Origin of the sequence: Myroides phaeus (assembly GCF_009799805.1) — a bacterium.
GTDB lineage: Bacteria > Bacteroidota > Bacteroidia > Flavobacteriales > Flavobacteriaceae > Flavobacterium > Flavobacterium phaeum_A.
The window spans coordinates 2,318,180-2,333,293 of sequence record NZ_CP047050.1 but is presented as its reverse complement, the minus strand read 5'-3'; the positions used below and the strand labels follow the sequence as shown (position 1 = coordinate 2,333,293).

Here is a 15,114-nt window from a genome sequence, read left to right as displayed (position 1 = left end):
TGATAATCAATACAATAAATATAAATAAAATTTAATAATTATACAGTATACTTCCTTTATTTTCTTATTTTCTTGTTCCTTTACTCCTTTCATTTCCCCCTCCCCACTATATTCCTTAACTTTACCCTTCCAAAAACACCGATATGAACTGCACCTTGTGTCACACACCGCTTGTTGATAAAATCGATCCTGAATACTTTCAATGTCCTACTTGTAAGGCGTATGTAAAAGACGAAACACTCTATTTTAACCAAGAGAAAGAGAAACAACACTACGAGTGTCACAACAACGATGTGAACGATATTGGATACCAAAAATTCACTTCACCGATTACCAATACCATCTTAGAACAGTGCTCAGCAACAATGTTGGGACTCGACTTTGGCTGTGGTAAAGGTCCGGTTATCACCAAGCAATTGGTTGACAAAGGATACCAAGTAAAACTATACGACCCCTATTTTTATCCAGATATGGATTACCTCAACCACCGCTATGACTACATCTTTAGTTGTGAGGTATTTGAACACTTTTACAACCCTTTTGAAGAAATTGTAAAACTAACCGATTTGTTGCATTCGGGAGGATTATTAGTAGTTATGACTCACCAATACACAGGACAACAACCCTTTGACAAGTGGTATTACCGCAAAGACCAAACCCACGTGTTTATCTACACCCCACAAACAATCACATACATTGCCAACAAATTCGGATACCACATTGAATCACAAACAGAAAGAATGTTTGTATTGAGAAAAAAGTAGGCTTACACACCAACTGAATCAGCAGTATTTTAGGTATAATTATTGTAGTATATAAACCTAAAAAACACAATGAAAACACTGCTAATCAGCTTGTTATTTTCCACTTTTTGCTTTGCACAACAAGAGGCGAATCCCCCTACCTATCGCACGCGAACATTAGATCAAAAGAACATCGCTAAAATACACTTTGACAAAGAAGGTAGTCAGACATATACGTATCTATTAGATGAAAAAGACTTTCTCAAAGAGCTAACACAATATTACCAAGCGATAGTACCCTATACAATTCAAGTGCAATCGACAGCGATAAACTACATAAAAGACAACTATTACCTTCAAACAAATACAGACACACACAGCATTACAACCCTTTTACACAAAGTAATGGTTCGCGATATCACTACTCCCTACCTCATCATTGGTACGAATCACTGCATCGTAGCCAATAATTCAAAACTGTGCTACCCACATCAAGATGGAATAAACTGTATTGACCAACAGTCCCATTGCCAGAAAATAAACTCTAAAAAATAAAAATCGGAATAAACTTTCTCCCTATTAGCAGCAAACCAAGTCTCAAAACACCTTATCATTTCCCTACGATATGGTGTTTTTTATTGGGTTTTATACAGAGTGTATGTATACTCTATGTATAGTCCTTGTATACCCAATGTATAAAATCTATGTAAAAAGATACATTGAATATACATAAACATTATATAAGATATACATACACTATGGTATAATTATTGATATAACTAACAAATAATCAGTCATTTATAAAAAATAAATATATCAAAAATCAAAGAAAACCACTTACAGAAAAGCCTTTAAATTAATTGCATTAACAACAAGGGTACACACAAGAATATGCTATACTTATTGCTGTTTTAACAAGGACAATCAGCAATGCTAATCGACCTCAACTGTATTAATTACAGATTTTTAAAACATAAAAAATCAAATAATTTATAACTACACTACCTTATGGCAAGACTTGACAACAAAGGAAAACTTCACGGATTAGTTGGTACTGTTATCGCAAGAGAAATTGGAGGTAAACAATTCATACAATCAAAAGGAAAGAAAAGAAAGATGAACAAACAATCGCTTGAAAATTTTAACGAGTTTAAAATTGCAAGTTCAGACGGAAAATTGATTCGTGCTAATATTGAAAAGATATTAGACAACAAACACGATAAATACTTATACAGACGATTTACTGGAGCACTGTACAATGCGCTGAAAAGTAACAAAGAACTCGATAAAGGACAACGCAATCTACTTAACAGTTCAATGGAAGGCATAAAGGGGTTTGAGTTTAATACTACACAACCCTTTGAAAAAACATTTTATGCAAAAATTAAAACGGAATTATCAGAAGACAATAAACTACATATTACTATTCCTCCTTTTGAGCCAAGCAAATTTGTAATGTTTCCCTATATAGCCACAACGGCTTGTTTAAAATTTAGTCTATACACTGATGAGTTAAAGGGAGAAAAACAGACAGTTTTACCAAATCATATATTTGTGTTCTCATCGTCAAAGACAGCAACAGAAGAATTTCAGTGTTATTTTGAAATACCTAAAAAAGAACACTTTACAATTGTAATTGCAGAATTACTCTTTTACTATACTGCTGAAGATGATAGTGAAAATTTGTACAACAACAAACTATATCATCCAAGTACAATTATTTTCGGTAAATAAATTACTCCTCTAAATTAATATAAAACAACAAAAAAGCACAGTTCGTTTAAACTGTGCTTTTACTCTTTTATTCGTTTACCAATGCTACGTCATCCCCTTATAATAAATGTCTTTACATAGAAATACCAATATCTAAACCAAAACATTTAAATAGACAACATACCTTTAACCTTCATATCTTTCTGATTAATGTTATCCAAAGGCATAAAAAGAAATACGTTTTATACACTTAACATAGATTACACAAAAAACAAACTACCTAATTAAGTTTTGCTTTCTTTACTTATCCCGTTATAAAATGCAACAAATTTTTCTTTTCTCTTTATAACTAACATTTGTTTTTACTCACTTTTATTCTACTTGATATTCTTTCAAATGTTAATTTATTTACACCAAATTCGACCAAATAATAACAATCTGTCAAAAAGCAAGGACATATTGCGTCAAACGCCATTAATTTTTATCCTTATTTCTCTTTAAAAATAATTGTTTTAGTAAAAATTCAAGGTTTAAAAAACAAAGATTAACAATCCCAATAATTTATTCGCAAAAAGCAATAATACACAAAGTTTTAGCTACTTTTTAAGTCTTTGCAGTACCTATTTTATCTATTTTTGTACAAGAATAAATCAGTAGAGTAATAATAAGTACAATACTTTAGATTAATTTTAAGTAAGAAATATTACAAGTAAATATTGATTCGCAATATGTAGAATTACTTTTAAAACATCTTCTTCAATTTAATAGCTATAGACTCATTAATTACCTAAAATATTTCCTGCTTAAACAAACATTCTTGTTGTTATGAAGCACTATAATATTCATCCTGATTTATATGTTGATATATTGTGTTAAGCTATCTTATCCAATATTTATAAATCAACACTAAATTCGAACTATATAGAACTCGTTTCTATAACGTTATATGTTGTTTCCTAATTAAAGCTCTATTGTTGTTGATAGAGCTTTATTTTTTTCTACTCCTTTGAAACAGCTATTCTAATCAAAACCATTTACGCCACTTGAAGTACAATATCATTACGATAACCAAGGCAAACATTCCACCTAAAGTCCAATAATACCCATTCTCATACTTCAATTCTGGCATATTCTCAAAGTTCATTCCGTACACCCCAACGATAAATGTCAAGGGAATAAAGATGACAGATACTATTGTCAATACCTTCATAATCTCATTCATACGGTTGCTTTGTGCTGAAAAGAAGAAGTTTGTAGCACTGTCTAATTTGTTGAGGTTATACTCTATCTGATCAAGCAACTCCACCGATTTAAACTGTAAACGCTCAAAAAATACCATACTCGACTTGCTGATAATACAATCCGTATTTCCTTTGTCGTGTTGGGTTTTAAGACTATACAATACCTCTCTCAGTGGAATAATAGCTCGTTTAATATCTTGTAACTCCTGCGTATATCCTTCAATATTGACCAACGTACGTCTTTGATACTGCGTCTTCGCATCTATTAACACCGTCTCTACCCCATCTTCAACTACATCTAACACCGTCAGGAAGCTGTCCATCAACGACTCCATTAAAGCGTACAACAAATAACTCGAATCACGCTTGCGCACTAAACCCGTTTTCGTGCGAATACGCTCTCTAATTACATTGAAAAAATCGCCTTTCTTCTCTTGAAACGACAGTAATATTTCGTTTTTCAAGATAAAGCTAACTTGTTCTACGTCTATAGTAACATCCGTTTCTTTAAACGGTAAAATTGCCTTGACACTAAAAAACATAACATCATCCAACTCCTCAACACGCGTACGTCTTGAAAAGTTCAGTATCTCCGCCATAATATAAGATTCGATATTAAAGAAACGCCCTATCTCTTGAAGCAACTCAATATCGTGTAATCCGTGTAAATTAAACCATTTGATAGCATTTGGACTTGCCGCATTCAGAATATCCTCTATTTCCTTTAAACTCAAATCGTTGTACTCCTCAAATTTGTTTTCATCATAGACAAATAACTGCATTGAAATAGGAACATCCGGAAAATCACCTGAATATTCTAAATAATTGCCCTGAAGTTTTCTTATTTTATTATATTTAACTCGCCTCACATTTCTTAATTTTGAATAAATATACTGGTTTTTCCAATTAAACAGTATATTGAGGACTAATAACAAAACAAAAAACAATGACTATACTACTGAAAAACATCAAGGAAATTCTACAAGTTAGAAATCAACATATCGACAAATTAGAAGGACAAGAAATGAAAACACTACCTGTGCTTGAAAATGCTTTCCTTTTAATTGAAAACGACATCATTAAAGACTTTGGTCCGATGAGCGATTGTCCGACTGCTGATTTTGACGAGGTAATTGATGTTACGGGTAAAACTGTTTTACCAACTTGGGTAGATAGCCACACTCACTTAGTATATGCTGGCAACAGAGAGTTGGAGTTTGTAGATCGAATCAACGGATTGAGTTACGAGGAAATATTCAATCGCGGAGGGGGAATTTTAAACTCAGCTAAGAAGTTACAAGAACTTTCAGAAGAAGAATTATACGAACAATCGCGCAAACGCTTAGAGGAGGTTATCCAACAAGGTACAGGTGCGGTTGAAATAAAGTCTGGATACGGACTTACATTAGAAGCGGAACTAAAAATGCTTAGGGTAATCAAGAAGTTGAAAGACAACTACCCTATTGAAATAAAAGCTACGTTTTTAGGGGCTCACGCATTCCCAACAGCGTATAAGGACAACCACAAAGGATACATCGATTTACTGGTTGATGAAATGATTCCAGCTATCGCAAAAGAAGGGTTGGCGGAATATGTAGATGCTTTCTTAGAAACAGGATACTTCTCTTGTGAAGAAACAGAACGCATTATTCAAGCAGGACAAAAACACGGAATGATTGCTAAAGTACACGTTAACCAATTTACGGCTATTGGCGGAATTGAAATGTGTGTGAAGAATGGTGCCTTGTCAGTTGACCACTTGGAAATAGTAACCGATGAAGATATTGCTATCTTAAAAGGGAGTAAAACAATGCCTGTAGCCCTACCTACGTGTTCGTTCTTTATTTCGATTCCGTACACACCAGCACGTAAAATGATTGACGCTGGATTGCCGATTGCCTTAGCCTCTGACTCAAACCCAGGAACTACACCTTCAGGTAATATGAACTTTGTAGTATCTACGGCTTGTATTAAGATGAAAATGACTCCAGAAGAGGCTATTAATGCCGCTACAATAAACGGGGCTTATGCTATGGGCGTTGGACAAGATTATGGTAGTATCACAAAAGGGAAAAAGGCAAGTTTGATTATCACGAAACCATTGCACTCTTTTTACGAATTGCCATACGCATTTGGTAGTAACAACATTGAGCAGGTTATCTTAAACGGAAAGTTGCAATAAGACAGAGGAACTCCTCTTTTTTACACACCACAAAAAATTGAACTATGAATAGTCAAAAGATAAAATTATTCAAGAAAGCTGATTTAATTGCCCTTACAAAGTTTAGAAGTGGCGAAATTAAGTTTGGCGAGAGAATACATACCTTAGAATCAGATGCTAATTGGGAAGACGAATTAGCAACGATAGATGCAAAATACGCTATTATTGGTATTCCGGAAGACATTGGGGTTAAAGCAAACCTTGGTCGCCCTGGAACCGCTACAGCTTGGCAATCGTTTTTAAATAGTTTCCTCAATATTCAACACAACCGCTTTTGTAAGGGAAGTTGGACTACAATTGTTGGTCATTTAGACTTTGAACAAGAGATGGCTGAAGCGAGAAACTTAGACACAACAAGTAAAGAGGACAGAAAACGCTTGTGTGAATTGGTTTCTTGTATTGACAAAGAGGTATCTCATACAATTACCAAAATAGTTAATGCTGGTAAAATTCCGATTATTATTGGCGGAGGACATAACAATGCTTATGGTAATATCAAAGGAGTTGCTTTAGCAAAAGGGAAGCACATCAATGTCATTAACTTTGACGCGCATTCTGACTTCCGTCCTTTAGAAGGTCGCCATAGTGGTAATGGGTTTTCTTACGCCTTTGAAGAAGGGTTCTTGAAGAATTACTTCATTTTTGGACTACACGAAAACTATACTTCAAAGACTATATTTGCTGATATAAAGGCGAATGCAGACCGTGTGAAGTACAATACGTATGAGCAAATACGCATTAGAAAAGAAAAGTCTTTTGACACTGAGTTAATTACAGCTCAAAAGCACATAGACTATAATTACTATGGAATTGAGATTGATTTAGACGCGGTGCCAATGATTGCAAGTAGTGCCATTACACCAACAGGTTTCTCGGCTGAGCGATTACGTCAATTCATCCACTTCTTTGGAAAGTCGCGCAATGCAAGCTACCTACACATTTGTGAAGGAGCGCCGTCGTTAGACTTTGAACAAAACAGTCACTTAGTAGGTAAACTGATTGCTTATTTGGTAACTGATTTTATGAAATCAAATATGGAAAGACTTTAATTGTGAATATACTATTAGTTGAGGATGACACACGCATTAGCGATTTCATCGTAAAGGGTTTAGAGGAAAACGGAATGAGAGTTGAACTCGCACAAACGGGTGAGCACGCAAGAGAGCTTATCTTAAATGGAGAGTGGGACTTAATCTTGATGGACATTATGCTGCCGGGCATTGATGGTATTCAGTTGACTAAAATGATTCGTTTTAAGAAGAACTACACGCCTATTCTAATGTTGAGCGCTTTGAGTGAAACCTCAGACAAAATCTCTGCTTTAGACGGTGGTGCTGATGATTACTTGACTAAACCGTTTCACTTTAGCGAGTTGATTTCTCGTATTAATGCACTGACAAGACGTACGAAGTTTAACTACGAAAAAAGGGAACACGTTTATGTATGCCGCGATTTAAAGCTTGACCCAGAAAAACACCTTGTAATGCAAGGAGATAAACAAATAGACTTGTCTCCTCGTGAATACAAATTGCTGTTGTTCTTGTTGGAAAACAAAGACAAGGTCGTGTCGAGAATGCAAATTCTGGAACGCGTGTGGGGTATTCAGTTTGACACCAATACAAATGTAGTAGATGTGTATATCTCTTATTTGAGAAATAAACTGGATGAATCACAAGGCAAAATGATTCACACGATCAAAGGAACGGGTTATATGTTACAAGAATAATTATGAATTTACGCAACCGCTTGACGCTTTATAGTACGATTACCTTTGGTATTGTATTCTGTTTGGCTTCTCTACTGATATTTTTGGCTTACTACAAACGAGCACAAGACAATATCTTTAGTGAGCTTGAGAATACAACCCTGCTTTCGGCTATCTACTATTTAGAACAAGACGAGTTGCCTCAAAATGAGCATTCAGTTATTCGCGACCAATTTAGGACTACTATCCTAAGTAAGAACGTGGCTGTTATCAATGCTAATAACACAGTGGAGTTTGGTCAACTAATTGACGACCCAAATATTACAGATAAGATCCTGTCGTTAGTACGCAAGAATGAAACCTTCTATTTTAAAAAGGACAACTCTTTTTACTACGGAATGTTTTACCCTGATAATCAAGGTGATTTTGTGGTCTTTACAAAAGAACCCGGTACTGAATATGCCTCTCAAATCAAGAGTTTACTACTGATATTGGGTATTGTTTTACTATTGGGATTAATGGCTATTTACCTATTAAGTCGCTATATCTCTAATGTGGCGTACAAGCCGATTAAGAATATAGTACAACAGGTAAACGAAGTAAACTACTCAAACTTAGAGCAAGGAATTGCTGTGCCTAAAACAGATGATGAGTTAGAAGAACTTATCACAACGTACAACAAGCTATTGGCTCGTTTGTCTGAAAGTTTCCTTGTACAAAAGAACTTCATCAACTATGTGTCTCACGAATTTAAAACTCCGCTTACGGCAATTAGCGGAAGCTTAGAGGTATTTGCACAAAAAGAACGCTCTCCTGAAGAATATAAACAGGTAACCCAAGAGGCATTAGACAATGTTTATAAGATTGAAAGCATCTTATCTAACTTGCTGCTATTATCGGGGTTAAAAAATGCAGAACACCAGTCACAGCTTGTGCGTATAGACGAATTGATATGGGATATTAATGAGGCATTGCACAATAAGCTAACGGAGTTTAAAACACAACTGCACATTGATATACAAGTAAACGACTTCTCGTTGTTAGAGTTCAAAGGGAATGAAACGTTGATTCACCTGGCATTGTACAACATCATTGAAAATGCCATTAAATACTCTAATAACAATCCGGTTGAGATTGTATTAAAGTCTGTCAATGGTCGCCTGAACGTTGTGGTTACAGACCACGGCAAGGGTATTGCCCCTGACGATTTAACCTTTATCAAACAAACATTTTATCGCGGTAAGAATGTAGGGAATATCAAAGGAAGTGGTATTGGGTTATCACTTGCTACAATTATCTTTGACCAACATAGTATAGGCTTTGATATACAGTCGTCTCTAAAGAATGGTACTGTTATCACATTGACGTTTTAGGTAGTCAAGCAAAAGGACATCTATAGAGTCCTGTCTGGTTTTAACACGATTACGTCTACTTTATAATGCTTTGTCATTTTGTCAAACAAGTGTATTTCATCACAACTAAACCACAAGGATAAGACGATGACAACAATGTATTGTAACACTTATTAGAAGGCTTTATTTAAGTAAGTAAACGACAATACCTATAAGCAGTGTATCCCTCGTTGATACAAGGTTTACGTTGTCACATACATCTAAAGCCATTATATCCGTAACTATACTGCACACCCCTTCTATACCTACTCTACCCCTATAAACTAAGGAGAATAGCTATTCATTACTTGACAACAACAATAAAATAGTGAAGCTATAGAGGTCAATTTAATCCCCTATTTTTGTTTCTTATAACCGTATTGTTCGATAAACATATCCGCTAAAGTAATTGCGGTCATTGCCTCAACAATAGGCACTGCCCTTGGTAACACACAAGCATCGTGGCGACCTTTCCCTTGTACTGTAACGACTTCATTTGCGCTATTGATAGACTGCTGATCCTTCATCAAAGTAGCCGTAGGTTTAAACGCCACACGAAAATAGATATCCATACCATTACTGATACCACCTACTATTCCGCCTGCGTTATTCGTAGCCGTTTTTCCATCAGGTAAGATAACGTCATTATGCTCACTTCCACGCATCGTAGTACCAGCAAACCCACGTCCGAACTCAACACCCTTAACAGCGTTAATCCCCAACATTGCCTTTGCCAACTCCGCATCTAAACGATCAAAGACAGGTTCGCCTAAACCAACAGGAACGTTTTGAACCACGCAGAAGATAGTTCCCCCTATAGAGTCTCCATCTTTCTTTACCGCTTTGATTAACTCCTCCATTTGAATTGCAACAGCAGGATCAGCACAACGCACTGGGTTTTGTTCGATTGTAGAAAAGTCGAGTTCTTGATACGGTTTATCAATTGAAATATCACCTACAGACGCCACATAGGCTGTAATCTTAACAGAAGACAACACTTGCTTAGCAATAGCTCCAGCTACTACCCTACAAGCAGTTTCACGAGCAGAACTACGTCCTCCTCCGCGGTAATCTCTATGCCCGTACTTTTGGTCGTACACATAATCAGCGTGGCTTGGGCGGTAAACATCCTTAATATGGTCGTAATCTTTAGACTTTGGATTTGTATTTTCAATGATAAAACCAATTGGCGTACCCGTTGTTTTACCCTCAAAAATACCCGACATAAAGCGTACTTCATCAGCCTCTTTACGTTGCGTTACTATCTTCGATTGCCCTGGTTTACGTCTATCCAACTCCGCTTGAATTTCCTGTAAATCCAATGCTATTCCAGCCGGACAACCGTCAATGATACCACCAATCGCATCACCGTGCGACTCGCCAAATGTTGTTACTCGAAAACGATTACCAAATGTATTACCTGCCATAACCTATGTATTTACTACAAGTTTACTACATTTTTCACAGATAGCGTGTCTGTTTTGGCATTTTTCTACGTGAAAAACAGTTATAAATCTTGTTTTAATAGCAGAATATTAAAAAAGTAACTAAACAAGAATAATACAAGGGAACCCACCAAAACCTCAATCAACAGAGATAGTTATATGTCAGCAAAACAATTTATTTACACGCACAATGCTTTGAGTAACAAGCTAAAATACAATCACATAAATAAGACAACACAAAGAAACAAAGCCACTATAATACTTAATAAATTCCGTTGCCCACCTATCAGTTGATTGCCTAACCCCTTAAAAGTAGACATAAAAAAACGAGGTATTGCTACCTCGTTTTATATTATTAAAAATAATCGAATCTTAATTTGTTTTGTACATAACAATTGATGTACCCTAAATAATCGCGGAATTTAGGTAAACGGTGAGAATCTTCAACAAATAATATCTCACTGTTGTAAGACCCTTTTTCTTGAAAACCTTTGTAATCAATTACTTCATCTTGTTTTCCAATCAAGATAAACGCATCTTTAGGATCGTCTATAGTAATCAAACTATTCTTTAAATTGTCTGGAAACTCTAAGTTTGACCCTTTACGCATACCGTAATCTAAAAGCGGACTAACCATAACAAGTACAGACGCTAATCCTTTCTTCTTTCTACGTTCTCTCAACTGATAGGCAAAATTAGCACCGGATGAGTCCCCCATAAGAATTACTTGCTCCTCTTCAGCTATACTTGCTTCAACGATATTTAGAATACCATTAAAGTCGGACTCAGGTGTCCATTCAACACAATAGCTTGACGAGCTTTTAAACAACTTTTTGAAGTCTTGGAATTTACGAGAAGTACGGTCAGACCCGTATCCGTGAAAATAAATCATTATCATGGGCGTAGATTTTAGTCTTTATTACAAAGAGTTAAATTACGGAGTTTTACGGGGTTTAGGAAATGATAATTGTCAATTTAACAATAAATAATTCGAAAACTGTACTATTTCCTATAAAACCTTTAATCTACACGCTGTAAGATGCTTTTACAACATATTGTTAATCAGCTTATTTTGTTAAAAATAAAGTGTATTTTTAGCCTTATATTTTTTTAGATGAAAAAACACCTTGTATTACTTACCCTATTCTCTTTTTTAGGATGTCAAAACAATAAAATTGTTAGTTCGCACGAGCGTATTAACTACACACCTACGTTGTATGAACCGAAAAGAGAAGTGATTGGAATAGACGAAACAACAGGTAAAGAGCGCTTTACGACACGTTTAGTTTCTTATCGACAAGATGTAAACCACAACAAAATAGCAGCGATACACATTAAAGAAAACCAATTGAACTATACTGTACAAGGATGGTATCCATCATCTGGGTTATCAGTAAGTAAGATGTCGCTAACTAAAGAAAAGAGCATTGACAACGATACGCTTATACTAACCCATCAAATTCACATCACAAAACAAGCCGGTAAAGAATCAGCTATGGTTTATGGATATAACTTTAGACAAGCCAACAAAGCGCAAATTAAATCAAGTTATACAGCTGTTATCATTCGCCTTAAAGACACCAATGGAGCGTTACTTGACGAACAGATTATTGCGTTATAATAGTGTTCTTTAAAGTATATATTTACAGTTACACTACAAAACTAAATAATGACAAATTACACGAATACTTAATTGATTAACATACTAAACAGCAACTATTTAAACACAAAAAAGCCAAGGTTACCCTTGGCTATAAAAAAACACGTAGTATGAGTAAGCAAATTCCTACTTCAATTTATTTTCTGCGTCGTTAAGACCTTCTTTTAACTTATCTCCTGCTTGTTTAGCAGCTTCTTTTACATCTTCAAAAGCTTCTTTTGCTCTATCCTTACCTTCTTCTACAGTACCTTTAATATTGTCTACAATTTGTCCTGCATCAGACTTCATATCTCCAAGCCCATTCTCTGTCTTCTCTTTACTTTCCTCTACAGAAGCTTTTGCCTTATCAATTACTTCATTAGCTTTATCTTTAGCCCCTTCATAAGCATCTTTAACAGAATGTTCGACTTTTCCGACCTCTTCCTTAGCAGCTTCTCCCAAATCTTTAAGACTATCTACAACATCTTCCGCAACGTCCTTCGCTTTATCCCATAAGTTTTCAATAAACCCCTCCGCTTTATCTTTAGCTGAATCAATTACATCATTCGCTTTTTTCTTCAAATCTTCTTGTTTTCCTGATTGATTGTCTTTCATAATAATGCTTTTTTGATTTTTAGTTTCTCTAAAATACAAAAAAAGCTTTTTAATGAAGAGATTTTATTAGTTTATTTTAAAATAAATTACATTAAACACACGAAAAACACCCGATATAAAACAAAAAACATATTTAGCCTATTACTATTCGAAGTGTTGTACCTTTACCTTTAGCACTTTGAATATGGAAAAACGCATTCACCAAATCACATCGATCTTGTATATTATTTAGTCCTAAACCCCGTTTAACTTTCTTTACTTCAAACCCTACTCCATTATCTTTAATTAACAATTCTATCCCCCCCTCATTAAGTTTTCTAAAAATAACAATACAATTGGTTGCCTTTGCATATTTATGAACGTTTTGTAAAGCCTCTTGTATTATTCTATATAGGTGAATCTTAGTTCGGTGACAAAGGTTTTGTAAATCTAATTCAGGTGCAATAACTAACGTAAACTCTGTTTGTTCATTTCGATTTTGTATCTGCACTAAGTCTTCTAACAGCTGATTATAAAAACTAATCTTAAAGCTTTCTTCATTACCAAGCGAATGCGATACACCTCTAATATACTCTTCAACTTCTTTTACTTCATTTATCAGTAAATTTCTTTGCTTTTCAAGTGTATTTTCTGTTATCTGCATTAATGAAAAACGAGTTACAAAAAGCTTATTTAGTACACCATCGTGTAGTTCTTTAGCGACCTCTTTTCTCTCATGAGAACGCGCCTGTCCCATTTTGTCGTGAATCGTTAAAATAGAGCTATAGTATTTTTCAGTGTCCTGTTGAAATAACTTAACCATTTTTACTTCACGCGATTTCTGTCTAAACAAAATAATAAAAAAGATAAGTACAGCTAAACCTAACATTGTACTCCCCACTTGAGTTATTACATCTTTCTGGCTTTGTAGTTTTTTATTTGCCTTAATTAAGAAATCTGCCTCATAACTGATACGAGCAAAGGTATTTTTGATCATCCTATTTTCATCAGTCAATAAATCACCTAATTCCTCATATCGTATAAAATATTCTTGATGGTGAACTTTATCAAATTTCAGCAGTTTAGATAAAACTTCCTTTTCTAACGCAAGATCATTGAATTTTATGGTATAAGCTCTAACCTCATTCAAAACAGATACAGCTTGTTCTGAATCCCCTTTTAAAAACAGTAATTCACCTAAAGCGATCTTAGCAATATTTTCATCTTTAGGATTTGAATGCTTTATATTAAAAGCAATAGCTTTCTTCAGTTCACTTTCAACTCCATTTACTTTTTTTTCTGCAATATTTGCTGTTGCTTTTAAAGTAATTAATTGTGCAGTTAATATATCGTCATAAGCCCCCTCACGTCCTAAGTACTTATCTATAGTCTCATCTACAAGTTGACGAACTACTTCATAGTCCTCTTTTTTAAGATAAGCTTCAACTATATTTTTGTAAACAGTGACAAAGTTTAATCGTTTTACATTCTCATTGTAAATTTTATCAATTCGAGGATCGTATAAATAATCAAGAGCTTCAAATAAAGAAACAATTGCTTCATCAGTTTCTCCAAGTCCTGCCAAAATACTACCAAGAATTAATTTTGACATATAGTCAACCTTTATATCATCTTGATATTTATTTAAACGTATTAGCTTTAAAACATTTGACTGAGCCTCTGTAAAAATGCGATTATTTAATAAAACAACACCTTTAGAGCGATAAACATCTCTTAATAGTACAGTGTCATTAATAGCGGTATAAATATATTCTGCTTTTGTGTAGTAATAATACGCCGTATCAAAAACAAATCTGCTCTCGTAGTTAACTCCTTTTAAATAGTAACTCCTTGCCTCAAAACGTTGATCGTTGTCTTTAGTAGCTAATTCCGATAATAAATCAATATAAGACATATCGGCATAAGTTTTTCTAATGTAATGAGCCATCAATTCTCTTGTTTCCTCTGAATTTGGCAACTTTTTTACTAACTGCCCTATAGAATCTATTTCTGCCTTTTCTTTTTCATTTGCAGTAATTCTATCATACTTATCTATATGCTGTCTTAGAATATCAACTTGAGAATAACTCGTGTCATTTTCCCGATGGCAAGCCATACTCATAACACCAACCAGTGTGATAAAGCCAATATAGCCAAATGTTACCTTTATATTATCTCTAAACTTTTCCATCGAGTTCTAAATCAACTAACAAAACGAATATAACCTCACGAAAATTCAAATATATAAGCCTATAATTCAGTACTATAAACTTAAAATTGACATTTCATTTCCAAAAGTACTCATTACAAAACTATTTATGTTATAATAACAATAATAATTACACTATTTATAAAAAAATAAATAATACTTTCTGCTATAATTGACAATAATTCGATATTTTATATTTATATTAACAAATAA

Annotated in this window: 13 protein-coding genes; 8 read left to right on the top strand and 5 right to left on the bottom strand. The window is 34.4% G+C overall.

Annotated elements, in window-relative coordinates; translation table 11 throughout:
• Nucleotides 1-143: 143 nt before the first annotated feature.
• From GQS07_RS10415 to GQS07_RS10405, 3 genes are all read left to right on the top strand, one after another.
• Complete coding sequence (locus GQS07_RS10415) at nucleotides 144-764, top strand: class I SAM-dependent methyltransferase (protein WP_158210745.1); 621 nt, start codon at nucleotides 144-146, stop codon at nucleotides 762-764.
• A gap of 69 nt (nucleotides 765-833) precedes the next feature.
• On the top strand, nucleotides 834-1,298 hold the full coding sequence (locus tag GQS07_RS10410; RefSeq protein WP_158210744.1) for a hypothetical protein: 465 nt from the start codon (nucleotides 834-836) through the stop codon (nucleotides 1,296-1,298).
• Nucleotides 1,299-1,751: 453 nt separating this feature from the next.
• Nucleotides 1,752-2,477, top strand: a complete 726-nt coding sequence (locus tag GQS07_RS10405) for a hypothetical protein (protein ID WP_158210743.1) — start codon at nucleotides 1,752-1,754, stop codon at nucleotides 2,475-2,477.
• A 1,003-nt stretch (nucleotides 2,478-3,480) separates the two neighbouring features.
• On the opposite strand, the gene corA is transcribed toward GQS07_RS10405, so the two are convergent.
• Nucleotides 3,481-4,566 carry a magnesium/cobalt transporter CorA gene (gene corA / locus GQS07_RS10400; RefSeq protein WP_158210742.1) on the bottom strand — a complete coding sequence of 362 codons (1,086 nt, stop codon included), beginning with the start codon at nucleotides 4,564-4,566 and terminating at the stop codon, nucleotides 3,481-3,483.
• 77 nt (nucleotides 4,567-4,643) lie between these two features.
• Between corA and hutI the strand changes: the two genes are divergently transcribed.
• From hutI to GQS07_RS10380, 4 genes are read left to right on the top strand one after another with little or no spacing between them, the layout of a single operon-like run.
• Nucleotides 4,644-5,879 carry an imidazolonepropionase gene (hutI, locus tag GQS07_RS10395; protein WP_158210741.1) on the top strand — a complete coding sequence of 412 codons (1,236 nt, stop codon included), beginning with the start codon at nucleotides 4,644-4,646 and terminating at the stop codon, nucleotides 5,877-5,879.
• A gap of 44 nt (nucleotides 5,880-5,923) precedes the next feature.
• Complete coding sequence (locus GQS07_RS10390) at nucleotides 5,924-6,967, top strand: formimidoylglutamase (RefSeq protein WP_158210740.1); 1,044 nt, start codon at nucleotides 5,924-5,926, stop codon at nucleotides 6,965-6,967.
• Between the two features lie 2 nt (nucleotides 6,968-6,969).
• A complete protein-coding gene (locus GQS07_RS10385; protein ID WP_158210739.1) occupies nucleotides 6,970-7,644 on the top strand; it encodes a response regulator transcription factor in 675 nt (224 codons plus the stop codon).
• 2 nt (nucleotides 7,645-7,646) lie between these two features.
• Entirely contained in the window at nucleotides 7,647-8,996 is a 1,350-nt protein-coding gene (locus GQS07_RS10380; protein ID WP_158210738.1) for a sensor histidine kinase, read from the top strand.
• A gap of 374 nt (nucleotides 8,997-9,370) precedes the next feature.
• Here the strand turns inward: GQS07_RS10380 and aroC are convergent, their stop codons facing one another.
• Together aroC and GQS07_RS10370 are read right to left on the bottom strand one after the other, a co-directional pair.
• Nucleotides 9,371-10,441 (bottom strand): chorismate synthase, encoded by a 1,071-nt coding sequence (gene aroC, locus GQS07_RS10375; RefSeq protein ID WP_158210737.1) that lies wholly within the window; start codon nucleotides 10,439-10,441, stop codon nucleotides 9,371-9,373.
• Nucleotides 10,442-10,814: 373 nt separating this feature from the next.
• Nucleotides 10,815-11,357, bottom strand: coding sequence for a YqiA/YcfP family alpha/beta fold hydrolase (locus tag GQS07_RS10370; RefSeq protein WP_233269267.1), 543 nt, complete (start codon nucleotides 11,355-11,357; stop codon nucleotides 10,815-10,817).
• Nucleotides 11,358-11,573: 216 nt separating this feature from the next.
• Between GQS07_RS10370 and GQS07_RS10365 the strand changes: the two genes are divergently transcribed.
• Nucleotides 11,574-12,080 carry a hypothetical protein gene (locus GQS07_RS10365; RefSeq protein WP_158210736.1) on the top strand — a complete coding sequence of 169 codons (507 nt, stop codon included), beginning with the start codon at nucleotides 11,574-11,576 and terminating at the stop codon, nucleotides 12,078-12,080.
• A 165-nt stretch (nucleotides 12,081-12,245) separates the two neighbouring features.
• Here GQS07_RS10365 and GQS07_RS10360 read toward each other — a convergent pair whose 3' ends face one another.
• Both GQS07_RS10360 and GQS07_RS10355 read right to left on the bottom strand, forming a co-directional pair.
• Entirely contained in the window at nucleotides 12,246-12,713 is a 468-nt protein-coding gene (locus tag GQS07_RS10360; RefSeq protein ID WP_158210735.1) for a hypothetical protein, read from the bottom strand.
• 133 nt (nucleotides 12,714-12,846) lie between these two features.
• Nucleotides 12,847-14,883 carry an ATP-binding protein gene (locus GQS07_RS10355; RefSeq protein WP_158210734.1) on the bottom strand — a complete coding sequence of 679 codons (2,037 nt, stop codon included), beginning with the start codon at nucleotides 14,881-14,883 and terminating at the stop codon, nucleotides 12,847-12,849.
• Nucleotides 14,884-15,114: the final 231 nt, after the last annotated feature.